The organism is uncultured Hymenobacter sp., assembly GCF_964242765.1.
In the GTDB taxonomy this organism is placed as follows: domain Bacteria; phylum Bacteroidota; class Bacteroidia; order Cytophagales; family Hymenobacteraceae; genus Hymenobacter.
Genome location: NZ_CAXTBM010000009.1, coordinates 95,668 through 121,139 on the forward strand (window position 1 = coordinate 95,668; position 25,472 = coordinate 121,139).

A 25,472-nucleotide genomic window follows, 5' to 3' on the forward strand; every position below is an offset into this window, starting at 1 on the left:
CCACGGGTATGTACGGAAATTCACCAGCTAGATGGATGCTCGTCAGCAAGGCGGGTAGAAGCTAGGACGGCTGTCAACCTTGGGCTGAAGAGAATTCTGGTGTGTTGAAAAGCAATAAACTTAGAACCAACGAAGAGAACTTCCGAAACAAGCTTATTACTGGTATTGATTGGTGTTAACGGGCTACTGTTGCTGTGGCGGCTATAGGCTCGTGCTTGGATAGCTAAACGGGGAGGCCAATCGAGAGCAAAGAATCCAAGGTTGAAACATTACTGTAAAACACAAAGAGTGACTTGCTTACCAGCACGATGGTTGTACGGGCTTTGAAGTGGGGCCATAATACTGCTTTACACCGGCGAAGCTTCCAAAAATTCTTTGGCGGCTCGCACCGTATCGGTAGTCAACGCCTCTAGGTGCGGCTGGGGGTGCGACAAGTTCAGCAAGTAGCCTGACAAGGCCAGCAGATTGTCGAGGTCGTGGGTGATGCAGAGGACGGTTTTGTGGTGCTCAACCACCCAGACCTGCATCAAATCGAAGACGCGGCGGCGGTAATACACGTCGAGCTGCTGGGTGGGTTCGTCGAGAAGATAGAGGGGCGCGTCTTGCAGGCTAAGCTGCGCTAGCCATACGAGTTGTTGCTCTCCGCCCGAGAGCAACGTGAAGTCCTGCTCAGCTAAATGAGCGGCTCCGACACGAGTTAGCGCGGCATCGGCCATCTGGTAATCAACAGTGGAATAGGTGCTAAACAGGCCGTGCTGACGGTAGCGGCCCATCACCACTAGCTCACGCACCCGAATCGGAAAGCCCACCGTGGTGCGTTGGGGCAGATAAGCCAGCAAGCCTTCCGCTGCTGGTCGCCGGATTGAACGCAACGTATGGCCAGCCAGCCAAATGTCACCCTCGTAGGGTAGTTGCTTGGTCAGGGCTCGAAACAAGGTGGTTTTGCCACAACCATTATGGCCCACAATAGCCACAAAGGAGGACGTGGGCACCTTTAAAAAAAGGTTGCGGAGCAGAACGCGTCGTTCATACCCCGCAACCAGATTTTCAATGAGTAACGAGTAGTTGGTATCCGGTAATGAGATATCAACCATACTGCTGCGAACGGGATGCAAAGCAATCCATCTATCTAACTACTCAGTACTGCATACCAACTACTAGTATTCGTCTTCGTTGAACATGAAGTCTTCCTTGGTCGGATAATCCGGCCATACTTCTTCGATGCTCTCGTAGGGCTGGCCGTCGTCTTCCAGAGCCTGCAGGTTTTCTACTACCTCCATGGGCGCACCCGAGCGGATAGAATAATCAATGAGTTCATCCTTGGTGGCGGGCCAGGGAGCATCTTCCAGGTACGAAGCGAGTTCCAGCGTCCAATACATAAGCGTGTGGGGTACTTAAAAAGGTGGTCAAAAGAAAGGTACTATCGGCCATCAAAAATCCGGCCGAGGCATTTTAACTGACAACGTGGCCCGGATGGTCTTGTTGTAGTTGGCAGCAACGTAAGATAGCCGCGAAGGTTGGGCTACGCAACTAAGCGTTGGCGCAACATCTCAATTAGGTCGTTTTTAGTGCGAATTTTTCGTTCAAATGCGCGGATTTTGCCTTGCAGCATCTGCCGGAACGCATCGTTGGCAGGAGCAGAGCTGAGCTTGCCTAGGTTTTCTTCCAAGGTTAACTGCTCTTGTTGGTCGTACTTGATGAAGTCGCGCAGGGCTTGTACCCGCATATTCACTTGTTCTTCGGGCCTAGCCGTGGCATTTTCGGGCCGCTTGCGGATAAAGTGCTCCAACGCACTTAGCTCGAACACCCGGTCGCAAGCCAGAATAAATTGCTCCCACACCCGATCCGATTCCGGCCCGCGGACGGGGCCCACCTTTTTCCAGGCGGCCTGTAACTCTTTGGCGCGGGCCACCGCCTCCGACATCGGCCGGTTGAGCAGCTCTACCGCCTCGGCTACCAAGGCGCGCTTGCGGCTTAGGTTGTCATCAGTAGAACTGTCCTTGGACTCGTTGCGCTTGCTTTCGATATGCACCTTCAGGCGCTCGAAGAAGTGATTGTGCGCGGCGCGGAACTGCGTCCAGAGGTCGTTGGCTTGCTTGCGGGGCAAGGAGCCGCCCACTTCTTTCCAGTCTTGCTGTAGCTTTTTGAGCTTGGCCGTGGTGCCTTCGAAATCAGTGGAATTTTGTAGGCCCTCCGACTGCCGGATCAAGCTCCGGAACTGGTCGGCGGCCCGGTTGGTCATGGCCTTCTTCTCGTTCTGGAAGGCCTTGCGCCGCACAAAAAACTCGTCGGCCGCCACCCGGAACCGGTTTTCCAGCTCGTCGGTAAGCTGCTTGTCCACGGGACCGGTCTTGATCCAAGCCTGCCGTAGCTCTTGCAATTCGTCGCCGGCAGTGGCCCAATCGAGGGCGTTGTGCAGGGCTTCTACCTGCTGAATAAGGCTGATTTTGGTAGCTAAGTTTTTCTCGCGGTTGCGGGCTACCGTTACCTTAATGGCCTCTTCGGCCTCGGTAAGGCGGCGGTGCAAGCTCTCGAAGTCGCCGAGGGCGTCGTAGTTAGCTACTTGCTCTTTGAGGTGCAAGGCCTTCATCAAAAACGAGCCCTTGTTCTCGGATTCTTCGATTTTCTGCAGCAGATCTTCTACTTTGCCTCGGAAAAGCTCGAAGCGGTTAGCAAAATATAGCAGGGAAGCATCAGCCGATTCTTTCACTTGCCCTACTTTGCGGGCCGGCAGATTCATAAATGGTTTGAGCCACACCTCGTCGCCCTCAATGTAGCCGTAGCGGCGGGCTTCTGCCAGCAGGTGGTCTTGTTGTTCCATAAACTCAAATAACGCGAAGGCGAATCGGTGGTGGTGGGATGAAAGAGCGCGGTAGTAATACCTAAAATCGAAAGATGTGCAAGTTTACGTCTTGTTGCAATATATGCCGCATTCCGCATAGGTGGCAAACCAAGCGGCGGCTGGTTACCTTTGACAACCCTAGCCGTTGCAAAATACCCGTTTAGCCGAACGTAAGCCCGGTTCGGAAGGTTGAGCGGACTCTTGCCGCAGGGTGCCAACCCTCTTAAAAATAGCAATTTTGAAAATCAGGCGCCCACATCAGGTATGATTTATTAGCTGGCAATTGGCAGGGGCCTACTGGCCGCCTGGCTACCCGCGGATAGCTCACTCCTGAAAACCAACAATCCACACGTCACTTTCGCATAAGCAGCCTAGCTAACTTTTCGGTATGCGCTGATGCTTATGACTTATTCCAACTCCTTTCTGCATGAGCGACCAACCCACCATTATCTTCTCCATGGCGGGGGTAAGCAAGGTTTACCCACCCCAAAAACAGGTTCTTAAAAATATCTACCTCTCGTTCTTCTACGGCGCTAAAATTGGGGTACTTGGCCTCAACGGTTCCGGTAAGTCGAGTTTGCTGAAAATCATTGCCGGCGTCGACAAGCAGATTCAGGGCGACGTGGTGTTTTCGCCGGGTTACTCGGTGGGCTACTTAGAGCAGGAGCCGCAACTTGACCCCACCAAAACCGTGATGGAAGTGGTGCAGGAAGGCGTGGCCGAAACCGTGGCGCTGCTCAAGGAGTTCGACGAAATCAACGAAGCCTTCGGGGCCGAAGATGCCGACTTCGACAAGCTGCTGGAGCGCCAAGGCACCGTGCAAGAGCGTCTGGATCAGCTGGATGCCTGGAACCTCGACAGTAAGTTGGAGCGCGCCATGGACGCGCTACGCACGCCCGATGCCGATGCCATTATCGGCAACCTCTCGGGTGGGGAGAAGCGTCGCGTAGCCCTCTGCCGCCTGCTGTTGCAAGAGCCCGACGTACTGCTGCTCGACGAGCCGACCAACCACCTCGACGCCGAAAGCGTGCTGTGGCTGGAGCAACACTTGCAGCAATACAAAGGCACCGTCATTGCCGTAACCCACGACCGGTACTTCCTCGACAACGTGGCCGGTTGGATTCTGGAGCTAGACCGGGGCGAAGGCATTCCGTGGAAAGGCAACTACAGCAGTTGGCTGGAGCAGAAGTCGAACCGCTTGGCGCAGGAAGAGAAAACCGAGAGCAAGCGCCAGAAAACTTTGCAGCGCGAGCTGGAATGGGTTCGTATGGCCCCCAAAGCCCGCCAAGCCAAGAGCAAGGCGCGTATTGCCGGCTACGACAAGATGGTGAACGAAGATGCCCGGGAGAAAGAGCAAAAGCTGGAGTTGTTCATCCCCGACGGCCCGCGCCTCGGTGGCCAGGTAATTGAAGCGGAAGGCCTGACCAAGGCGTTCGGCGACAAGCTGCTGTTCGAAAACCTGAGCTTCAACCTGCCACAAGGCGGTATCGTGGGCATCATCGGGCCGAACGGTGCCGGCAAAACCACGCTTTTCCGCCTTATCACGGGCCAGATGGCGCCCGATGCCGGCAGCTTTGTGGTTGGCCCCACCGTGCAAGCCGCCTACGTGGATCAGCAGCACGAAAGTCTGGACCCTACCAAGTCAGTATTCGAAACCATTTCGGGGGGCACCGAAACAATGCTGCTAGCGGGCCGGCCCGTAAACTCACGGGCCTTTGTGAGCAACTTCAACTTCCGCGGCGGCGACCAGGAAAAGAAGGTGGCCATGCTCTCGGGCGGCGAGAAAAACCGCGTGAACCTGGCTACCACGCTCAAGCAAGGCGCCAACCTGCTGCTGCTCGACGAGCCGACCAACGACCTGGATGTCAATGCCATTCGGGCCCTGGAAGACGCGCTGGAAAACTTCGCCGGTTGCGCCGTTATCATCAGCCACGACCGGTGGTTCCTTGACCGCCTGGCCACCCACATTCTGGCCTTCGAGGGCAACTCGGAAGTGGTGTGGTTTGAAGGCAACTTCTCGGACTACGAGGAAGCCAAGAAGAAGCGCCTCGGTGATGTGGAGCCCAAGCGGGTACGCTACAAAAAGCTGGGATAACTAGTAACAGCAACACAAAACGAGCCGCCGGAAATGCTTCCAGCGGCTCGTTTTGTGTTGCTGCGGTTTGGTATCCAGCGCTAGTTTCTTTTGCTTAATGCGGCATGTGATTGATTTTCGACTCGTCCAAATCAAGTTGAGCTTCCTGGTGGCGCAGCATTTCCTCTTCAAACACATCCTCGCGGCGCAAGGCAAACAACTCTTCTCGCTGCACTTGCAGCACATCGAGCAGCACCGCGTGGTAGCGTTGCAAGGCCAAGCGCTTGGTTTCGTCGTAGTCGAGGGATTCGAGCAGGGTACCTGTGCGTTGGGCTTCGGCCTGCATGCGGTGCTGAAGGGCACTGATCAGCTCGTTGTCTCGGATGTCGGCCTCATAAGTATTGGCCAGATGGGCAAGCGCTACGCGGCGCAGGCGGAGCCGGATACCGGCTTCCTGCTCTTCGGGTGGTATGCGTTCTTCCATTTCTGCCACCTTGGTAAAGCGAATGATGGCGGGCAGCGTGAGGCCCTGAAATACCAGCGTGACAAGGATAACCACGAAGGTGATAAATAGAATGAGGTTGCGCTGCGGAAAGGCCTCACCGTTGCTTAGCAGCAACGGCACCGACAGCGCCGAAGCCAACGACACCACGCCCCGCATTCCGGCCCACCCCAAAATCAGAGTGCCTTGCCAACCCGGACTCGTTTCGGAGGTACGGATGCTGCGAAACAACCAGCGTGGTACAAAAGCGGCCGGATACATCCACACTAGTCGGATCAGGATGACGATGACGCTGATGGTGAGCCCATACGTAATGGCCTGCTGGATGGAATAGCCATCTAGGCCTTGCACCACCACGGGTAGCTCCAAGCCTATCAGAATGAAAACTAGTCCGTTGAGCACAAAGCCCACGCTACTCCAGACGCTACTGGCTTGCAGGCGAGTGTCAGCATCAAATACTCGATGCGAATGAAACGACAACAGCAACCCGCCACTCACCACAGCCAGTACCCCCGAGAAATGAAATTCCTCGGCCAGCAGGTACATCACGTACGGCGCAATAAAGGTGAGCACCGTGTTGATGCTGGGCGTTGTGGGAAAGTAGCGGTGAATCAGGTAGAACAGGTGCGCTACTGCCACGCCAATTGCCAAGCCCATGCCACTGGCCAGCAGAAAACTAGTAGCCGCCTCTTGCCACACAAAAGTGCCTGATACAACGGCTGCCAGGGCGAACCGAAACACAATCAAGCTGCTGGCATCGTTGATCAGGCTTTCGCCTTCCAGGATGCTCGTTACCCGGCGCGGCACCTTGATGCCCTTTAGTACGGAGGTGGCCGCTACCGCATCGGGCGGGGAGATGATGCCACCCAGCAAAAACCCCATCGACAGCGTAAAGCCCGGAATCATGGCCCTGGATACATAGGCCACAAGGGTAGACGTAAAGAACACCAGCCCGAAAGCCAGCAGCGCAATAGGGCGCCGCCATCGCCAGAAATCCCGCCACGAAGTGTCCCAGGCCGCTTGGTAGAGCAACGGCGGCAGGAAAATCAGGAAAATTAAGTTCGGATCTATGGTGATTACCGGTAGGCCCGGCACGAAACTAAGGGCTAAGCCGGCCAGCACCAGAAAGATGGGATAAGAAATACGCAGCTTCTGGCTCAGCATAACCAGCAGCAGCATGGCAAACAGAAGACCCAGGACCAGTAAGACAGTTTCGTGCAGCGTATTGTCGTGCATCGGCAGAAGAACTAAAGCGGAATGATCCATAGCGGACCACAGCCGGAAGGTAGCCGCTCCTCAGTAGAAAGTCTATGAGTGAAATTAAGCTTCACTTCCGGAAATAATTTTGCCGTCACCTTCTACTGCCTTGACCGAACCCTAAGCAGTTGCTACACAGAGCGCCGTTTCGAGCACAAGCAATTGCTTTAAATGACTATACCACGCTTTAGTAAGGTCATCTTCATAAACTAGCAGAATCAGCTTTGCTTGTGAGATTCACTGCTGTTCAGCACACAAATAAGACAGCTACATACAGCTATTTAATAAAAACAAAGCCTTCCAGTATACACTAGAAGGCCTTGTTCCTGTTGAACATATTACCTGTGCGACTAGGGCAGGCAGGAACTGTATTTATGCTGGATTGTCGGCGTCGCCGATTGTGCCACCGTCGTTGGCGGCGCTAGGGGCTGCGTTGCCGGTGCCATAGTCTGAACGGTCGGCGGTGGTGTTCTTGGTTTGGTTTTTACGCTCGTTGTCGGAGCCGCCGCCGGTATTATTGGATTCTGCATTGGGCTCGTCGCCGCGGTGGCTGCTGCCACGGGCGTCACGAGTGGTTTGGCCATCATCGTTGCCGTGGTTACCACCATGGCGGCCACTCGTGTCGTTGGGCTTGTCGGGCGTTTGGGTAGCGGCACCTTGCTGCTGGCCAGCCACGCCGTGCGCATTTTCGACGCGAGGAGTATCGGTGCCGTCGTTGGCTATTTGGGCCTGGGTGCGGTTATGCTCGTTCTGCTCCATGAGTAGGGTGGTTAAAAGGATAGTAGGAAAAGCGGAATAGGCTTTAGCTATACGTGGTGTAAGTGAGGTAGTTGACAGATTAGGGCGCTTTTGTAAATGAGGACTGACTAGCTCTGTGTTATCTGGTTCAGCGTACCACAAAGGAACCTTAAGCGCTATCATTCTAATGTCACACTCTCGTTTCCGTTGCTAATCAGCCAGTTAATGCCAAGAACGAACAGTAAGTTTGCGCGTCTGCCATAGTTGCGGCCAAAAGCACCAGTTATAGCCGTATTGTTTGAGAGTCGATAGCGAATGTTACCAACCGAGCGCCAGGAGTCGCGGGCGTTGATATTCTTGCTGCGGTCAGCGCCGGTTACAGTCCTTACTACTGCTTCGTAGCTAACGGCCAAACTGGAAAATTCCAGCTCGATTTTGCCGCCAGCATCAAAATTTTCCACCTTGATATATCTTCCCACCTCCGTGGTATCGGGTAGGGTTTGGTCCCAGATTTTTCGGACAATACCATAAATATTTAGGTGGTAAGAAGACGAGCTAGTAGCTTCTTGGTTGAGTGCTGGGACAGGAAAACGGTTTAGGGTAAGTCTCTTAGAATAGGCGACAGTAGCCCACAAGCCAGTCCGTCCACTGCGCCGGTTAGCATAAGTGTTGTCTGGGAAAAGCGTGCTGTGGGCAAAAGCACCATCAATTTGGAAAACCGGCCTTTGGCTCAACGCCTCGCGCAATCTGTTTCTGGACTGCTGCAAGTAGTTTCGTTGAGTAGGGTAAAACTCTTTGTAATACCGCTGCCGGGTTGCTTTTTCGGCAAATAGGGCGTCCGGGTAGGCTTTGTCGAACCGGGCCAATACTGTGTCCAGCGCCACAATAGATTCAGCGTGGGCTGCGGTCAACTCTTCGACTGCCTTCACGCTTACAACCTTGAATACGGTTGCCCGCCCCCCATACGAGAAAGAGCTGGTGTTGGCACTAGTGCTGGCAGTCCCTGCTGCCGGCTGTTTGTTGACGAATGCCACAGAAATGGAGGCGCGCGCCAGAGGTGAAGAATTCTGCTGCGTTCCTGCCGCATTCGTGCCGAAGTAGTTGAAGATGTTCATCTTCGCGTGTTTGGTGAACCAAAAGGGCGTAAATTCTGCGGCGTAACTGTTAGGGAAGCTAGTGTTTTGACTGATAGAATTGAAGATGCCGGCGGCCAGTGCGCGGGCTGTCTGAGGACGGTCAATCGTGGTCGGAGTTTCATCGAGCACTGCGAATGCCGGCGAAACAGGTACGGTAAGGTCTTGTAGTTTAAGACTGTCTCGCCCTTGGGCAAAAGCTGAAATTGCGGCCAACTCCCCCAGTAGACAACAGCCCGCCAGTTTTAGGTTGCGTAGATTTTTCATTTCTATACCAGATTGATGCGTTTGATTACGAACACCAAGGAGTTGTCGTCGTCAAGTGGCTCTACATCATCCGTATCGTAATTAAACACTTGCTGTCCGGCTGGTCCGCCAGTTAAAGTGTAGGAAACGAACAAGCTGCTAAGCGCATTCTTCCGTTCTTTCTCCGTAAAAGCTCCCATTTCAAGAGCTACCCGAATAGCCAGTCGGGCATTGTTCAGCGTTTTGCCCGCTCCAATGCTAACGGACGGAATATTGCCTGATTCCTTTGCTCCGGAGTTTGCAATAGGCGTGGCCTGTCCACCCTCCCGCTTCAAAAAGATAGCCGATTTGACGGGCGCAATAGTGCCCACTGCTACCGCAACCGTTACATCCTTATTGTCGGAGTTGATGTTATAAGCACGTTCCATAGAGCGGATAGAGTGAGTTCGTGAAAAGGAAATCTAATTGCACACTGCATCAGGTCGATACGCAAGCAAAATTGGCCTTACGTGCTGGTCTTATCAGTCGGGGCGGGCTTGATGCCCACGTTGCGGATGTTGACAAAGCGGCACAGCGTATCAAACCAGAACGGGGCGCCCAGCATCATGGCAAGCGCGGTAAGCAGCCAGCTTCCTATCATGCTCCAAAGACTGATAGGGAGGAGAAAAAAGGAGGCGCCAAGCAGTTGGGAGTGTCCCGTTTTCTCGTCCAGCTTCCACCGCCGAGCGTATGGCGGCATCTTGTAGTCGTCGGCAGTTAGAGCCCACGAGTAGAGGCCGGGCTTCGCATAAGTCCTTTTACCGGTGACTTTGTCTAAGTGAGTGGTGGTATCACTTCGAACAACATCGGTGTTGTTCCACCTCAGAAATCCTAGCGGCAAGCCTACCTGCGGAACGGCGGCTAGGGTGTTTTTTAATTCAGTGTTTGCCGTTTTTAGCGCCGTACTCCATTCCCGCTCCCGCTTCTCGTACTCCGCTGCCTGTGTGGCATTGTTCAAGTCGTAATCAAGGCTAGTAGGTCGGGCTCCTTGCGTTGCTGTCACGCCTGTTGCTACTAGCGCCGTGCGGGCCTTGGCGTTGTTGGAGTCGGCCAGGAAACGCGCCAGCCGTACCGTGTCTACATCAGCCAGCAAGGCTACCAGCAAGCCCATACCGAAAAGATACTTGCGGTTATCGCGCTTGTAGCGCCCGGTTAGCCGCTCCCCGAAATCGTGAAACCAGTGTTCTAGGTTCTGGTGCAACGCTTTGCTCTGGTCCTCCGCAGTACTGCCCACGCTGATGGCATTGGTATAGAGGGTTTGGAGCGTCCCTGTGAAATTGGCGTTAGGGTTGGGGGGAGGCGTTGTCGGAGCAGGTTTTTCAGATCTAGAAGCCGATGTATCGGCCTCCTTAGAACCTGTTGGAGCCGTATCAGCGGATGCTTCAGAAATAAGGGTATCCAGACCCGCCTTGAACTGCGCAATTGGCGTCAGGCCGGCAGCAGGCGCCGGCCCAATTACGCACGCTGTAATAGTCTGCGCGAATAAGGTTTCGCTGATGTAGGCGGGGTGCAGCTTCACCAATCCCCCAAACGTCAGGGTTTTCTCTGTCTTCGGCGATGCAATAGACTGGATACTAGCCGCCTTATAAAACTTGTCGTGAATATCCGGCCCGAGTGCTTCCCGTAATCTGTTGTATAAGTAACTGCCACGCGTGTTCAGGAAGCCAGCGGGCAGCTCCACTAAGGAAAGCGTCAACTGGCTGAAAAGCAGATACAGTGTAATAAGGGCAATAAGCGTATCGAATAGTGGATGGTCGAACATAGCAGGTCAATGAGAATTTATAAGTGCTTCTCAAAAGTCTGCTTGCTGAAGTTGTTTGTATTCCGTGCTACCACTGAGTTTTAAGTGGCTCTACATTCGTGTACAAGCCATTCCGCTCCGACCTTCCTCAACCTCCTACCACACCCCCTTCACCTGCATGGGCAGCACGAACACTGCCTCCGAAGCCGTGATAAACAACGTCTTTCGGTCTTTGCCGCCGAAGCAGACGTTGCCGGTCCACTCAGCGGGCACTTCAATGTGCTGAATTTGCTGGCCGGTGGGGTTGTAAACGGTAACGCCTTTGCCGGTGAGGTACACGTTGCCTTGGTTATCGATGGTCATGCCGTCGGAGCCTTGCGCTACGAAAAGTTGGCGGTTGGCAAGCTTGCCATCAGCGCCAATCTGGTAACGGTAGGTTTTGTTGGCTTTGATGTCGGCCACGTAAAGCTGCTTGCCGTCGGGCGTACCAATGATGCCGTTGGGTTGTTGCAGTTGGTCGTCGGCTACTAGGGGTTGCTGCTGGCCTTTGGGCAGGTAATACAGTTTCTGGCCACCGAGGGTAGGATCAGGCGCGGTGCGGGTCCAGTAGTCGCGCTGGTAGTAGGGGTCGGTGAAGTAGATGGCCTGGCTGGTCGGGTGAATCCAGAGGTCGTTGGGACCATTAAAGCGGTGGCCTTGCACCTCTTGCAGGAGTACCGTCACTTTGCCGTCCGGTGCTATCGACCAGAGTTGGTTTGACTCGTCGGCGCAGGCGAGCAGGTTGCCTTGCTTATCGAAGTAGAGGCCATTGGCCCGACCAGCTTTGTCGAGGAAGACGCTGAGTTCACCGTCGGTGCTGTACTTCCAGATTTTGTTGTTGGGCTGATCGGTGAAAAACACGTTGCCGGCTTTATCCACGGCCGGGCCTTCCGTGAACTTGAACTGCCGCGCCACCAACTTCGGAGTAGCGTCGCCGGCCACGAGGCCACTAGTTGGATTGTTTTGCGCCAGTGCGGCAGAAACAACAAAAGTAAGGCCGGTAGTGGCCGTAAGGCTGGCAAGCAACAAGCTGGGGCGGAAAGGAAACGAACTCATAAGGAAGAGAAATGCGTAGCGCAGTAGTACAAGGAATTTAGCAATACGCCGTGCTGCTCGTCTGGTTGGAACGGCTCAAACGTATTTAAATCAGCAGGGCAGTATTCCTTGTGGCTCCATTATCTGCGAAGCTATGCTTGAGTCTATTGCTACGCTTTTCCGCTAGATGAATAACCTGCCTGTTGACAACCCACGGAAACTGCATCCAAATCCGATGTCACACTGCTGACAGTAGCGGAAAGCCCGCTGTCAAGAGCAGGAAATAGAATTAAAATAATATTAATTGTAGTCAACAGTGAACTACAAGCTGCTACCTAGGTTATAAGAGCTACTCATACTTTCAAGCAAACAAAACAGGTAGGATGTGCCGTAAGAGTAAATGGCTAGTCTTGTCAAACATGTTGTTTTGATTCCTATGCTCACGGAAAAAAGAATTCCTTTCAAATACATCTTCAAACAGATTCGCTTTGACATCGCCAGAGTGTTTCTCTTCTCGGTTCTCTTCCAGCTGCTTGAGTGGTTCTTTGCCGAGTATTTACCCCTCGTGCCGGGCTTGCTGCCTACCATTTTGGGTAGCGCTATTTCTCTGATCCTAGCTTTCAAAATCAATCAGTCGTACGACCGGTGGTGGGAAGCGCGCAAGGTCTGGGGCGCCATCGTCAACGATTCTCGTTCCTTGGTACTGCAATTGAAGGGCTTCCTGGAAGACGATTTGCTGGGCTACGATGCAGTGCAGGAAGCTATCCGCAGAATTGGGCACCGGCAAATTGCGTGGTGCTATAGCTTAGGTCAATCCTTGCGCGGGCAAAATCCCTTGGCCAATCTTGAGAAGTATGTATCGGCCAACGAACTATCTTACCTGCGGAAGCACAACAACAAGCCTTTGGCCTTACTGGCTTTGCACACGGAAGATCTGAAGATCTTGCGCCGGCAGCAGGCTCTTGATTCCTACGAGCACATCCAACTCGATAACACTTTGGTCCGGCTCTGCGACTCCATGGGCAAAGCTGAGCGCATCAACAGCACCGTATTTCCGGTCACTTACCGGATATTTATTCACTTTTTTATCTACCTGTTTCTCATCGTGTTGTCGCTGGCTCTGGTGGAAACCATTGGCTTGCTTGAGCTACCGATTCTGTTGATTTTTGCTTCTTCGTTCTTTCTGCTCGAAAAAACGGCTACCTACCTGCAAGACCCATTCCGCAACCGTCCTACCGACACGCCTGTTTCGGCTATAGCCCGCACCGTTGAAATAAATCTGAAGCAACTGCTCGACGAAAAAGAAATTCCGAGCCCAATGGCACCTGAGGCCTTCTACTTAATGTAGAGCTCAATACCTGCTGGACAACCCGAGTAGGGGAGGTGCTGCCTACATCTGAGAGGGTGGAACCCAGTAGCAGGCGGATAAGCTAGCCGCTAATGAGTTTCTACATAAATCTGTTCATTCCAAGCAGCACTTCCAGTAGTATCCTATTCAATTATATGCGCTTGCGCCGACGCCTGCCGTGGTGTTGGCAAGCGGGATAGTACTTAGATGAGTCAATGATAGCATTGGTGGCACAGATTTAGCTTCTTACTGAATCTGCTATGTAATGGCATAAGAATCATATATGACCAATAAGTTATAAAGTTATACTTATAGGATATAGTGATTACGAAAATGCTTTATAAACACGAAATCCGTGTAATATTTTGCATTCTTTGGTTGATGATCAAAACATTGGTAGCTTACTTTGCTTGATTAAGTTGTATTCGTCTATACTTTTCATTTTATGCAGCGTCTTTTCCCCTTTCTTTTCTGCTTGTTTTTATCAGCTATATCGGGCACCGCCTTGGCGCAGCAATCGACTACTGCGCCCGCTGACTCAGTTGCGCAACCTGCGCCCCCACCCGGCTGCCTGTCTTTGACTGGTTTAGTGACCGACGAAAATTTCCAGCCTCTAACTGGGGCTACTGTGCAAGTGCAGGGCATCAATGACGCATACAGCACCAACTCCGAGGGCCGGTATATTGTCACATCCAAGAAACCGCTTCCGCGTCCTGCCCGTCTGAAAATCAGTGCAGTAGGCTACGAGACCGAGGAATTTGCCTTAAATACTTGCATTCCTCCCGATGTGGCTTTGCGCTTAGCTCCCGGCACTCGTTTCAAGCGCGACGGTCGCATCAAAAAAACCACCATCACGGGCAAGGTTAAGTGGTAAGCCAAGTATAGAATAGAATTAGTGTAGAAGGGATAAAGCTAAGCCGCTCTTAAACCGTAGGGCAGTAGTGCCCACGGAAAAAGCGCCTGCTGTAGAGCGCAGGTCGATGGCAAATCATTGGCCTGTTTCCTTTCTCTAGGACCTGCTTGTACGTTGGAAACCCAGTTTGAGAAGCAGTATCCGTAGGCAAACTTTAGGGAAAAGGAAAGACGAAGGTCAACGAAGCTTGATCAGCAAAGGCAAGGGTTTGGCTAGCGCAGAGCAAGCAGAACGGAACACTTTTAAAGTGGCAGGCCCAAGGTTATGAGCCGTGCCACTACGCAATCTTACGCTACGCCCACCCAGCCTTCGCGAACGGCTTGCACCACTAAGCCTACGAGCGTTTTGGCACCTGTCTTTTGCAGCAGAGCCCGGCGGTGGCTTTCCACGGTGCGCACGCTTAAACACAGCTTATCGGCTATTTCCTGGTTGCAGAGGTCGGCCACTACCAGCCGCAGCACTTCCACTTCGCGGTTGCTGAAGGGCGTAGGTGGGGCAATGCGGGTGGGTGTAACAGAAGGAGGCAACGTCCAGCTCATGGCCCCACTCACAAAGGGCGTAATAGTAGCCAGCAGCGCCGTTGGCGCCACATTATGCGGGAGCAAGGTTACCGTTCCGGCTTGCAGCAACTGTTGCCGTTGAATAGGCGTTAGGCGCGGACCGGTTAGCACAAGCAAAGGCTGGCAACTGCGGATGCTGCGGATCTGCCGGAGCAGTTCCGATAGGGGAAGACCGTTGAGGGTACTGTCTAGTACAATAAGGGCGTACGATTGCTTGCGGACAAGCATCGGTAGCTGACTGGTATCAGCCGTGACGCTACACGAAAGAAGTGGCCATTGGTCGTGCAGGGTAGCGAGCAAACCTTGGCGCTGCAAAGAAGGGGAGGCAGCCACGAGCACATTTGCCGTGCAGAAATGAGTGGTGGAAAGCATAGGTTTGGCGGAAAGAGGGTAGAAATAACAGCACAAGAGGGCAACTGCTAATGGGCAGTCAGGGAGCGGTAACTATACAATAGGGTGGTAGATGAAGGCAGAACCAAGCTTGCGCCGAATAACTGCCAGAGCGGATATTCGAAACTAGTAGATGCAGAAGGCTATGTCAATACCTAGTTCTAGGTATATTATAAGTAAATATTGGATAGATTAATATAGTTTAGTTAAGCTATTAGGAGTTCTTTGCCACTGCCCAAGTCGGTACGGGTTAGCGTCTAGAGGTACACCACGCACGCCTTTCATCGACATCGAAGCCAACCTCATTCTTCCGCCGCTCACGTACTTCGGCAACCAACCTTACCGCAATGAGCGGTGCATTGAAGAGCGCCGCTCTGAAGTAACCGACGGCTTGCCGGGCGGCGCCCGCAAAATAAAATACCCGCAACAGATAAATATTTGTTTACTTAAGCCACACTATATTCCAACTTCCTATGGCGCTTAGCGTAGAGGGGCGGCAGGTTCGCTTTTGGTGCCGAACAATATAACTTCCCTAGGGAGGTCTCATTTGTCTGAGGGCTGGTAGGCTTCAGCAGGACTTCCGCTTTTCATTCATTTTCAATCCTGGCTGCAATGCCCGACCCCGTCGTTCAATTTCAGCATCTGGTAGAGGAAATTCCTTCTGTTTTCTTTGTCTACGACCTACCAAGCCAGCGCATTACGTATGTAAATGCCGCTTATGAGCAGATGTGGAACGGTCATCGGAAGCAAGTAAACGAGGAATTGCCCGCCCTGCTGGCGCGTCTGCACCCCGACGACCAAGAGTACGCCGCCGACTGCTTCGCCCGCCTTTGCACTGGGCTTCTGCGCGAGAATGTAGAGTTGCGGTTGCTCGGGCCCAACGAGGAAGTGCAGTGGCTTTGTGTGCGTGCCTCTTTGTATCGGCCCGCTGATAGCTCGCCTAGCGTGTCAGGTTTCATTGATGATATCACCGTTGAGAAAGCGTATCACCAAAACGCCGAAAAATTTAATACCAAGAAGAACTCCACGCTTGAAATTCTTTCGCACGACTTGGCGGGACCGCTGCAACTGATGCACAACCTGACCGGGCAGCTACACCAGCAGCTACAAGCGCACCCCGACCCGCACCTGCACGAATTATTGCGCATCATTACCACCACCTGCTCCGAGAGCATAGATTTGATTCATGATTTTGTAGACAACGAATTTCTGGAGTCGTCGAGCGTAGAGTTGAAGCGCGAGCGGGTAAACTTGGTGGAGCGGGTAGGCATCATGGTCGACAATTACTGCCGCACCGAGCTAACGCTGGCCCTAAAGTTCACGCTGGAAACGTCGGCCCCCTCTATTTACGCCAGCATCGACGAAAACAAGTTTCTGCAAGTGCTCAACAATTTAGTGGGCAATGCCATCAAATTTACCCCGGCGGGCGGCCATATTCGGGTGGGCCTGCACGAAAACCCCGACCATGTGTTGGTAACGGTGGCCGACGACGGAATCGGGATTCCGGCTGATTTGCAGGACGGGCTGTTCGACAAGTTTACCAGAGCCCGCCGCCCTGGCCTACGCGGCGAGAAAAGCACGGGGCTGGGCATGTCCATTGTCCACACCATTGTGTTGCTGCACCAAGGACGTATTTGGTTTGAAAGCGAAGAAGGCCACGGCACCACCTTCTATATCGAATTGCCGAAGGGATTGTGAGAGCGGGAGTATTCGTGAAAACGTTGGAATCAACACCGGGGGCCACCCGGCTGGAATGCAGAATACAGAACCCTTAATCCCTCAGGATACGTACTTTTGAAGCTCACAAGAATAATACGACTGGCGCAATAGCCCCTTCACCACCACACTTTCATCGGAGTATGAGTAGCGAAAATCAAAAGCAGATGCTGTTTAAGGACATGGAGGAACGACTTACGCGGTTAGGTTTCTCCATCGACAAGCAGGACCAGACCCGGCCGTGGGGTGGTTTCTTCGTGATTGACGAGACGCAGGCTCCCGCCTTTGCCGATACGTACTTCGAAGGATTGCCCGTAGAGGATCTGCGAATTTCGGGGAAGCTTAGCCCCAAAATTCTGATTGTGGCCCCGCAAAAGCGGTTGTCGTGGCAATATCACCACCGGCGCGCCGAAGTATGGAAGGTGCTGCAAGGCCCCGTTGGCGTAGTGACGAGCGACACCGACGAAGAAGGAGAACTCAGAATTTACGAGCCCGGCGAGCTAATCACGCTTGAGCAGGGCGAGCGGCACCGCCTCGTTGGCCTCGACTCGTGGGGTGTGCTAGCCGAAATATGGCAACACACTGACGCCTCGAACCCTTCCGATGAGAACGATATTGTGCGTGTGCAAGACGATTTCGGCCGCTAGAAAGAGCTTCCTAACGTATTGCAAAGCGCCATGCCGAGCTTACGGAGTAGTCCCCCATATGGGTTGGATACTTCCGCAAGCTCGGCATGACGCTTTAGTAGGGTGCCTGAAGCCGGCCCCTAAGAAGACGCCAGAAGTATTTTTGAACCACCTAGGCGGCACCTTTGGCGCGGCAGAAGCCGTAGTAGCCTGACGCGGGGCGGCCGCCCCCGATTGTGGTTTCCTGCTTTCCTACTGTTTCGTGTCCAACGCGCTTGTTCCTGCTGCTACCACTACCGAACCGCCTTCCTCTAAAGTTGCCATTGTAGCGGCTCTGGCGGCTAATCTGGCTATTGCCATCATCAAATTTGTAGCGGCCGGCTTCACGGGTAGTTCCGCCATGCTGGCCGAAGGCATTCACTCCGTAGTGGATACGGCCAATGAATGGCTGTTGCTGTTGGGGCTGCGCAAAAGCCAACGGCCGGCCCACGAGGGGCGGCCGTTCGGCTACGGTAAAGAACTGTACTTCTGGTCGTTTATCGTTTCGATCTGCATTTTCGCAATCGGGGGCGGCATTTCCCTATACGAAGGCATCGAGCACCTGCGCAACCCAGCCCGTATGGGAGAACCCACTTGGAACTACGTGGTGCTGGGGCTGGCCTTCCTCTTCGATGGCGCTTCCTTTCTGGTAGCCCGCCGCACCTTCAACGCCCAACGGCACGGGCGCAGCTTCTGGCGAGCTTTCCGCAGCAGCAAAGACCCGTCTACTTTCGTAGTGCTCTTCGAAGATGCTGCCGATTTACTTGGCTTGATAGTGGCATTTTTGGGCGTGTTCTTGAGCCATTATTTCAATGCGCCTGCCCTTGACGGTGTTGCGTCGTTGCTCATCGGCGTAATCCTGTTGGTAGTAGCGGGCCTGCTGCTGCGCGAAAACAAAAGCTTGTTGCTGGGTGAGCCCGCCGAAGCTTCCTTGCTACAAGAAGTAAGCACTTTAGTTGGTGCTGATGCCGCCGTGGCGGCTACCGATACGTCGCTTTCAACGTACTTGAGTCCGCACGAAATTCTATTGGTATTGCGCATCGAGTTTCACCCCACCCTAACGGCCGTGCAACTCACCGAGGCTGTTGGCCGGCTTGAAACGACCGTCAAGAACCGCTACCCCGATGTTCGGCACGTGTTTGTGGAGCCCTGCTTCGTGCGGCAACCAGCCCGCAACGGCTGAGTTGTGCATTGCAACTTGTTACACGGCTACTTTGCTGGCGGCCGGGTTTTCGGTGGGTACTGGTTCGCGTCGTTTGCCCAGAATGAAGCGCGAGCCGCGCTCCTGGCTGAAGTAGCTGGAAGTCCAGTTCATGAACACCGCAAAGCGGTTGCGGAAGCCAACCAAAGCAATCAGGTGCACAAACACCCACATCGCCCAAGCCAAGAAGCCCTGAGTCTTCCATTCTTTACCAACCAGCTTAAGATCGGCTACGGCGTGGTTGCGGCCGATGGTGGCCATGGCGCCTTGGTCGTGGTAGTGGAAAGGGAGCATAGGTTCGCCGGCTAGCTGGCGCGCTAGGTTCTCGCCGAGCAACTTGCCTTGTTGGATAGCGGGCTGCGCTACCATAGGATGGCCTTCCGGGTATTGTTCGGTGACCATGGCGGCAATATCGCCGATGGCGTAGATGTTGGTGTAACCAACGACGTGGTTGTAACTATCCACTTCGTAGCGGTTACCTTTGCGGAGGCTTTCCGGCCGGATGCCCTCGATGGGCGCGCCCGCCACGCCCGCTGCCCAAATCAGGGTGCGCGTAATCAGTTGCTCGCCGGTATTGAGCGTAACGGTGTAGCCATCGTAGGATTTCACTCGCCGGTCGAGCATCACCTTCACCCCGAATTTCTGAAGAAATTCCAGCGCCTTTTGCGAGGCTTCCTTGGACATGCCTTTGAGCAGCGAATCGCCACTCTGAATCAGGCAGATGTCCATTTCCCGAAAGTCGATTTCGCGATAATCCTTGGGGAAAATGTGTTTGCGCAACTCACTCAACGCGCCGGCCACTTCCACACCGGTAGGGCCACCGCCCACAATCACGAAGTCGAGCAGGCTATTGAGTTGCTCCCGGTCCCCGACCTGTAAGGCCTTTTCGAAGTTGGAAAGCACCGTGTTGCGAAGCTCTACGGCGTCCTCCACGCTTTTGATGGCCACGGAGTTACGCGCCATTTCTTCGTCACCGAAATAGTTGGTAGTGGCGCCGGTAGCGATAACGAGGTGGTCGTAAGGAATCAGGCCAATCGAGGTTTTCAGGGTGTGCGTAGCGGTATCGACGTGCAGCACCTCGGCCATGCGGAAACTAAGATTGGTCTGGTCTTTTAAAATCTTGCGAAACGGTGAGATAATATCGGCTGCTTCCAGGCCGGCCGTGGCCACTTGGTACATCAAGGGCTGAAACGTGTGGTAGTTCTGCTTGTCGACCAGCACTACTTGCACGTTGGTGTCGCGCAAGGCTTTTGCTAACTCCAGGCCGCCGAAACCGCCCCCCACAATTACCACCCGGGGTTTGCCAACGTGTTCTATTTTGGCTAGTTCTTCCATTGAGCTACGCATTAGTTGCTACTCCATACTTAACAGCTAGCAGAATGGTTGTTTTAAAGCGACGAGCAGTTTCTTCCATACTGCTAGCGGCCAGGTGTTTCTCGGAGTCACGAAACATTGTGCCAGCCAGTTGAGCAGCCTTGGTTTTGCTGCTGCACCACGCAACCGGTAAGTTAACGCCCTCGGAAATTTGTCTTCAAGAAGTGGCCCAAGAAAGGCAACTAGCGGAAAGCTTTGCGTTTCGGCAAGCTCAACTTTCTGTTTTTGCCAGCGGATTTCAGCGCTTACGATAGCCACCGACTGCGCAGGTTTCGTAGGCGGAATACACCAATTCCCATGCGCCGTGCGAAACCTATTGCTGATTTGCTTCTGCTGTTGCTGCCTTTGTTTGCGGGCCGCAGCCCAACTACCGCCCTCCCCCCGACAGCTATACCCCGGCCTGTTTGAGGCCGTGCAGCAAGGCCGGGTGTTTCCCGACAATAAAACGTTCGTGGATATGGTGCCGCGCGACACACCGGCTCGCATACTAGCAGCCTACGAACAGCAACGAACGCAGCCTGGCTTCAACTTGGCGAGCTTCGTAAAGGCCCGCTTCCAGTTGCCTGCCACCGATACGGCCACCTACCGCAGCAACGTGGCAGCCGGCCTGCGCGTCCACCTCGATACGCTCTGGCGGGTGTTGCAGCGCCAACCACCCGACTCGGTATCTCGCTATTCGTCGCTGCTGCCGCTGCCCCGGCCCTACCTGGTGCCGGGCGGGCGGTTTCGGGAGGTGTACTACTGGGATTCATACTTCACGATGCTCGGCCTGCGCGAAGACCATCAAACGGCCATGATTCGCAGCATGACCGACAATTTCGCCTACTTGCTCAACCGCTACGGCTTCATCCCGAACGGCAACCGCATCTACTACCTGACCCGCTCGCAGCCCCCATTTTTCTCGCTCATGGTGCAGTTGCTGGCCCAGGAGCAAGGCGACACCGTGTTCGTGCGCTACCAGCCCCAGTTGCTGCGCGAGTACGCCTACTGGATGGCGGGCGCCGACTCGCTAAAGCCCGGCACCGCCACGCGCCGCGTGCTACGGATGCCCAGCGGCGAATTGCTGAACCGGTATTGGGACGAAAGCACCCAGCCGCGTGAGGAATCCTATGTCCAAGACGTGGAAGCGGCCCGGCTTAGTGCCCGTCCACCCGCCGAGTTCTACCGCAACGTCCGGGCCGCCGCCGCTTCGGGTTGGGACTTCAGCACCCGTTGGTTTGGGCCGGCCGGTACACTGGCTACTATCCGCACCACCGAGCTGGTGCCCGTCGATCTGAACTGCTTGTTGCTCAACCTAGAAGAAACGCTGGCTCGCTCCTACACCGTGCAGGGCCAACGTTCAACGGCCAGCGGCTGGCTGCAAAAAGCGAAACAGCGCCGCGCGGCTATTCAACGCTACAACTGGAACAAAACCGCCGGCTGGTACACCGACTACGATTTCACGCAGAAGCGCCCTGCCGCCATCCGCACCTTGGCGGGCGTATTTCCGCTGTTTTTTGGGGTGGCAACCCCCCAGCAGGCCAGCCAAGTGGCCGCTGGGCTTAAAGCTGATTTCTTGAAGGACGGTGGACTGCTGACCACGCTCAATACCAGTGGCCAGCAGTGGGATGCGCCCAATGCCTGGGCACCCTTGCAGTATATAGCCATCCAGGGCCTTTCCCGCTACAACCAAAAGCCCCTCGCCGACACCATTGCCACCCGCTGGGTTCGCCTGAATACCCGCGTGTTTCAGCAAACCGGTAAGCTGCTCGAGAAATACAACGTCATCAACACGCGCCTTCCCGCCGGTGGCGGCGAATATCCTCTTCAAGATGGCTTCGGCTGGACCAATGGGGTGCTTCTTAACCTCCTGAATCGTTCTGCCCGTCCGGAGCTAAGTAAGTAGTTTCATGAAGTGCAATGGTCGAACTACCCGCACCTTACCAACCCGAAAACCCAGCCCCCGACCCGTGGGCCACGCTGAAAGCGCACACGGCCGCTCGGATAGCGCTGGGTCGTACCGGTACGAGTGTGCCCTTGCGCGAAGCTTTGGCTTTTCGGTTGGCCCACGCTCATGCCCGCGACGCCGTGTACTCGGCGCTGGACCCGGACAAGCTGCTCGCGGCCCTGGCTTCCTTGCAACTGCCTTTGCTACAAGTTCATAGCAAAGCCCATGACCGGCAAGAATATTTGCAACGCCCTGATTTAGGCCGGCAGCTGCACGAAGAAGCGCGCACGCAGTTAAAAAAACACGGCACGCAAGGCGTTGATTTGGTTTTAATAATGGCCGATGGTTTGTCGGCCGAAGCTGTAAACGAGCACGCCGTGCCACTACTGCAACGGTTGCTACCCAAGTTGCAGCAGGCAGGTTTTCGGGTGGCGCCGCTCGTACTGGCAGCACAGGCGCGGGTGGCTATCGGGGATGAAATAGGTGAGTTGCTGCGGGCGCAGGTAGCCTTAATTCTAATTGGGGAGCGGCCCGGCCTCAGCTCGCCCGATAGCCTCGGCGCTTACTTCACGTATGGTCCCCGCCCTGGCCTCACCGATGAGGCGCGTAACTGCGTTTCCAATATCCGGCCCGAAGGGCTTACTTATGATCTAGCAGCAGATCGGCTTTTCTTTCTACTAAGCGAGTCGCTCCGCCGCAAACTATCGGGGGTTCAACTAAAGGACGACACTCACCTGCTTGCCTAGTTGCTATACCACCTTACAACCCGTCCTGCTTCAGTTCCGCTTAGCAGGACGGTTTGTTGATTAGTGAATGCCTGCTTAGCTGAATTTGGCTATCGGGAGTTGTTGACGCTGGTGGTTTTGTAGAGGTACCAGCCTTTGGCAATGGGCTTGACGACAATAAGCCGGTTGGGGGTCATTTTGGGAACGTCCGCGGCTTTGGGTTGATAAAGAAGCCCAACTGTATTGTCGATGCGGCCCCCGATGATGAACTCGATGCAGGTGTTGCAGTCGGTATCCTGCTGCGTGACGCGGCTGATGTAGAGCTTCCGAAGCAGCGCACGCACTTCCGGGTCGGTGTTAGCGGCTTCTTCGTTGGCGGCCGTATCGGTGGGGAAGTATTTGCGTGCCTGCACTAAGCGCAGGGCCTTTTGGAAAGCAGCTTGGTTACGGGTGAAGTGGTCGATGATGTCGGCGTCGGCGCCAATCCAGAGCTTGAGGTTACCTACCGTGAAGTCGTGGTCGGCGTCGGGGTGTTTCTGGTTGTATTGGGCCACCTCGGCGGGGGGCATGGTGGTCAGCAGCTTCAGCATGGGTGGCCCAAGCTGCGTCATCGACAAGCTTCGAATAGCTTGCAGCTTCCAGGTATCTTCTTCTTTGGCGAAATGCAGGTAGAAGTCGTTGCGAACCAAGGAGTCGCGCAGCTCCACGGCTACTACGGCGGTGCTAGCGCCTTGCTGTAGCAACTGGCAGCTCCGTTGCAGTCGGGCGGGGATCTGCTGGCCGAGCGTTTGGTTTTTAGCTTGTTGCTCGGCTTCGCAGCAGAGATGCTCCTTCATTTCCGGCCAGCCATCGGTATCCACAAATTCGCGGGCAATTTGCAGCGGCTCTAAGGGCGTACGGGCCCATAACGCCTGCGGCAAGCACAACAAAAGGAAAAAGAGAAAACGCTTCATCGAATAAGCCAAAATAACGATCTGTTAGCCTGTAAACGCAGCATGCTAACTTCCAAGGTAAGCAGATTGCTGGGATTGGCGCGCTTACGAAAGCCTAGGAGAAGTTCAACTAAACACCCCCAACCCAACTCAGGCATTCCCACTACTTCGCTTGGTATAAGCTGAAGTGCAAAGCTTCGTGGTCATAGGCAGGATCTGCTTGTAGTGGCAGTGGCCTACTCAAGCAAAGCTTAATAGCACTGCGCCGGTATGCTCTACCGAACACCACATCCTTACTATTAACTCCCTGAAGAAAAAATCCTGCGGTAACTGCGCGTGCTGGCAACGTTGCCGACATCGATTGCACAAAGAAATACGCCTGCTACTGCTCTCACAGCTTGGCATTTCACTAATATCAACCTGCGGTTATGAAGCCATCCGCGACTTGGTGCCCTATTTTGCTTCTATACTTCACCTGCGTTGTTGGTTTGCTTTTATGTTTCTTGTTTCTATGCTTCGTGATGCGTACCGGGCTTGCTATCTATCTGTCGCAGTGGTTGGCCTAGGGGCGCTGGCCCTAACGGGGGCGGGTCCGGTGGCCACGTCGCCATTAGCCTTTCCGGGAGCGGAGGGAGCGGGTCGTTTCACATCTGGCGGCCGGGGCTCGATGGCCGCGCCAACTACTGTTTTCGAAGTCACTAACCTCAACGACGACAACCAGCCCGGCAGCCTGCGTTATGCGCTAACCAAACCAGCGGCGGCGCGCACCGTTGTGTTTCGGGTATCGGGCACCATTCATTTGGCGTCGCCGCTCACCATCAGCAAGTCCAACACCACCATAGCCGGCCAATCTGCGCCCGGCGACGGTATTTGCTTGGCTGATTATCCGGTGAGTTTGAAAGCCAACAACGTTGTTATCCGGTTTGTCCGCTTCCGTATGGGCGACAAAAACCAGAACCAAGGCCAAGTAAACGGAGGCGGTGGCGACGATGCATTTGGCGGTATGCGCAACAGCCGCCTCATCGTGGATCATTGCACCATGAGCTGGTCGACGGACGAGTGCTTTTCAGTGTACGAAGGCGACAGCACCACCTTGCAGTGGAACCTGATCAGCGAGCCGCTCAACTACTCCTACCACTTTGAAACCGGCGACAAAGATTTCGAGCAGCACGGATTCGGGGGCATCTGGGGCGGGCAGCACGCCACCATGCACCACAACCTGTTTGCCAGCTGCAAAAACCGCACGCCCCGCTTCAACGGCAGCCGCTACACGCACCCGGCCGGCTACGAAAACGTGGACTTTCGCAATAATGTGCTCTACAATTGGGGCGAAAACAATGTGTACGCCGGTGAGGGTGGCAACTACAACGTGGTGAATAACTACTACAAGTACGGCCCCTCCACCAAGGACAACGTGAAGACGCGGGTGCTAAACCCCTACAAGCTAACTACCGGCAGCAACCCGCTGCCCTACGGCAAGTTCTACCTGACCGGCAACTACGTAGACGCCAGCGCCGACGTGACGCGCCACAACTGGGCGGGCGTGACCATGAACGCCGGTACCGCCGCCGACACCGTGCAAGCCAAAGCCACCGCGCCCTTCGACTTAGGACCTGTAACAACCCAAACCGCCGCCGAAGCCTATAAAGCAGTATTACAGCACGTTGGGGCCAGCCTGCCCAAGCGCGACACGCTGGATCAGCGCATCATCCGCAACGTGGTCAACCGCACGGGGCGCATCATCGATGTGCAGGGCGGCTACCCACATGGTACGCCGTATTCCATTTCGCAGAAAGCGTGGCCGGTCCTGGCTTCCAAACCAGCCCCCACCGACACCGACCATGACGGCATGCCCGACGCGTGGGAAACCAAGCAGCGCCTCAACCCCAAAGACCCCGCCGACCGCGCCAAAACGGAGGCAAGCGGCTACACGATGTTGGAGGTCTACTTAAACAGTCTTGCCACGCCAGTTGCCGCTGCCAAGTAGCGAAAACGAAAGCCAGTAGAGACAAGTATTGCGTGCACAGCAAAGCCACAGCGTGAATATGCTGTGGCTTTGCTGTTTCCATCGGTGG

At 54.6% G+C, this 25,472-nt stretch carries 22 protein-coding genes; 9 read left to right on the forward strand and 13 right to left on the reverse strand.

Annotated features, from left to right (window positions below; all coding sequences use genetic code 11):
• Positions 1-347: 347 nt before the first annotated feature.
• From ACFE7X_RS05660 to ACFE7X_RS05670, 3 genes are all read right to left on the reverse strand, one after another.
• A complete protein-coding gene (locus ACFE7X_RS05660) occupies positions 348-1,094 on the reverse strand; it encodes an ABC transporter ATP-binding protein (protein WP_375434694.1) in 747 nt (248 codons plus the stop codon).
• Between the two features lie 63 nt (positions 1,095-1,157).
• Positions 1,158-1,379, reverse strand: coding sequence for a DUF2795 domain-containing protein (locus tag ACFE7X_RS05665; RefSeq protein WP_022821757.1), 222 nt, complete (start codon positions 1,377-1,379; stop codon positions 1,158-1,160).
• Positions 1,380-1,522: 143 nt separating this feature from the next.
• Positions 1,523-2,821, reverse strand: a complete 1,299-nt coding sequence (locus ACFE7X_RS05670; protein WP_375434695.1) for a DUF349 domain-containing protein — start codon at positions 2,819-2,821, stop codon at positions 1,523-1,525.
• Positions 2,822-3,269: 448 nt separating this feature from the next.
• Between ACFE7X_RS05670 and ettA the strand changes: the two genes are divergently transcribed.
• Positions 3,270-4,937 carry an energy-dependent translational throttle protein EttA gene (ettA, locus tag ACFE7X_RS05675; RefSeq protein ID WP_375434696.1) on the forward strand — a complete coding sequence of 556 codons (1,668 nt, stop codon included), beginning with the start codon at positions 3,270-3,272 and terminating at the stop codon, positions 4,935-4,937.
• Positions 4,938-5,031: 94 nt separating this feature from the next.
• On the opposite strand, the gene ACFE7X_RS05680 is transcribed toward ettA, so the two are convergent.
• The 6 genes from ACFE7X_RS05680 to ACFE7X_RS05705 form a co-directional block, all read right to left on the reverse strand.
• The gene (locus ACFE7X_RS05680) at positions 5,032-6,684 is read right to left on the reverse strand and encodes a Na+/H+ antiporter (protein WP_375434697.1); all 1,653 of its coding nucleotides are present in this window, start codon (positions 6,682-6,684) and stop codon (positions 5,032-5,034) included.
• Between the two features lie 363 nt (positions 6,685-7,047).
• Positions 7,048-7,434 (reverse strand): hypothetical protein, encoded by a 387-nt coding sequence (locus tag ACFE7X_RS05685; protein WP_375434698.1) that lies wholly within the window; start codon positions 7,432-7,434, stop codon positions 7,048-7,050.
• Positions 7,435-7,592: 158 nt separating this feature from the next.
• Positions 7,593-8,813, reverse strand: coding sequence for a hypothetical protein (locus ACFE7X_RS05690; protein WP_375434699.1), 1,221 nt, complete (start codon positions 8,811-8,813; stop codon positions 7,593-7,595).
• A 2-nt stretch (positions 8,814-8,815) separates the two neighbouring features.
• A complete protein-coding gene (locus tag ACFE7X_RS05695; RefSeq protein WP_375434700.1) occupies positions 8,816-9,220 on the reverse strand; it encodes a hypothetical protein in 405 nt (134 codons plus the stop codon).
• Positions 9,221-9,297: 77 nt separating this feature from the next.
• Positions 9,298-10,593: a hypothetical protein gene (locus ACFE7X_RS05700; RefSeq protein ID WP_375434701.1), complete on the reverse strand. Its 1,296-nt coding sequence runs from the start codon at positions 10,591-10,593 to the stop codon at positions 9,298-9,300.
• Between the two features lie 135 nt (positions 10,594-10,728).
• Complete coding sequence (locus tag ACFE7X_RS05705) at positions 10,729-11,667, reverse strand: SMP-30/gluconolactonase/LRE family protein (protein WP_375434702.1); 939 nt, start codon at positions 11,665-11,667, stop codon at positions 10,729-10,731.
• Between the two features lie 415 nt (positions 11,668-12,082).
• Here ACFE7X_RS05705 and ACFE7X_RS05710 point away from each other — a divergent pair, with 415 nt between their 5' ends.
• Entirely contained in the window at positions 12,083-12,994 is a 912-nt protein-coding gene (locus tag ACFE7X_RS05710; protein WP_375434703.1) for a bestrophin family protein, read from the forward strand.
• A gap of 445 nt (positions 12,995-13,439) precedes the next feature.
• Entirely contained in the window at positions 13,440-13,868 is a 429-nt protein-coding gene (locus ACFE7X_RS05715; RefSeq protein ID WP_375434704.1) for a carboxypeptidase-like regulatory domain-containing protein, read from the forward strand.
• Positions 13,869-14,194: 326 nt separating this feature from the next.
• On the opposite strand, the gene ACFE7X_RS05720 is transcribed toward ACFE7X_RS05715, so the two are convergent.
• A complete protein-coding gene (locus tag ACFE7X_RS05720) occupies positions 14,195-14,839 on the reverse strand; it encodes a DNA-binding response regulator (RefSeq protein WP_375434705.1) in 645 nt (214 codons plus the stop codon).
• A gap of 630 nt (positions 14,840-15,469) precedes the next feature.
• Between ACFE7X_RS05720 and ACFE7X_RS05725 the strand changes: the two genes are divergently transcribed.
• The 3 genes from ACFE7X_RS05725 (at position 15,470) to ACFE7X_RS05735 (ending at position 18,421) form a co-directional block, all read left to right on the forward strand.
• Positions 15,470-16,555, forward strand: coding sequence for an ATP-binding protein (locus ACFE7X_RS05725; RefSeq protein WP_375434706.1), 1,086 nt, complete (start codon positions 15,470-15,472; stop codon positions 16,553-16,555).
• 185 nt (positions 16,556-16,740) lie between these two features.
• Complete coding sequence (locus ACFE7X_RS05730; protein WP_375434721.1) at positions 16,741-17,220, forward strand: phosphoheptose isomerase; 480 nt, start codon at positions 16,741-16,743, stop codon at positions 17,218-17,220.
• A 241-nt stretch (positions 17,221-17,461) separates the two neighbouring features.
• A complete protein-coding gene (locus ACFE7X_RS05735) occupies positions 17,462-18,421 on the forward strand; it encodes a cation diffusion facilitator family transporter (protein ID WP_375434707.1) in 960 nt (319 codons plus the stop codon).
• An 18-nt stretch (positions 18,422-18,439) separates the two neighbouring features.
• Here the strand turns inward: ACFE7X_RS05735 and ACFE7X_RS05740 are convergent, their stop codons facing one another.
• Complete coding sequence (locus ACFE7X_RS05740) at positions 18,440-19,786, reverse strand: NAD(P)/FAD-dependent oxidoreductase (RefSeq protein ID WP_375434708.1); 1,347 nt, start codon at positions 19,784-19,786, stop codon at positions 18,440-18,442.
• Positions 19,787-19,810: 24 nt separating this feature from the next.
• Positions 19,811-20,071: a hypothetical protein gene (locus tag ACFE7X_RS05745; protein ID WP_375434709.1), complete on the reverse strand. Its 261-nt coding sequence runs from the start codon at positions 20,069-20,071 to the stop codon at positions 19,811-19,813.
• 46 nt (positions 20,072-20,117) lie between these two features.
• On the opposite strand from ACFE7X_RS05745, the gene treF reads away from it, so the two are divergent.
• Both treF and eutC read left to right on the forward strand, forming a co-directional pair.
• Positions 20,118-21,698, forward strand: a complete 1,581-nt coding sequence (gene treF, locus ACFE7X_RS05750) for an alpha,alpha-trehalase TreF (RefSeq protein WP_375434710.1) — start codon at positions 20,118-20,120, stop codon at positions 21,696-21,698.
• 14 nt (positions 21,699-21,712) lie between these two features.
• Positions 21,713-22,486: an ethanolamine ammonia-lyase subunit EutC gene (eutC, locus tag ACFE7X_RS05755; RefSeq protein ID WP_375434711.1), complete on the forward strand. Its 774-nt coding sequence runs from the start codon at positions 21,713-21,715 to the stop codon at positions 22,484-22,486.
• A gap of 89 nt (positions 22,487-22,575) precedes the next feature.
• On the opposite strand, the gene ACFE7X_RS05760 is transcribed toward eutC, so the two are convergent.
• A complete protein-coding gene (locus tag ACFE7X_RS05760; protein ID WP_375434712.1) occupies positions 22,576-23,418 on the reverse strand; it encodes a hypothetical protein in 843 nt (280 codons plus the stop codon).
• A 490-nt stretch (positions 23,419-23,908) separates the two neighbouring features.
• Between ACFE7X_RS05760 and ACFE7X_RS05765 the strand changes: the two genes are divergently transcribed.
• Complete coding sequence (locus ACFE7X_RS05765; protein ID WP_375434713.1) at positions 23,909-25,384, forward strand: polysaccharide lyase family 1 protein; 1,476 nt, start codon at positions 23,909-23,911, stop codon at positions 25,382-25,384.
• Positions 25,385-25,472: the final 88 nt, after the last annotated feature.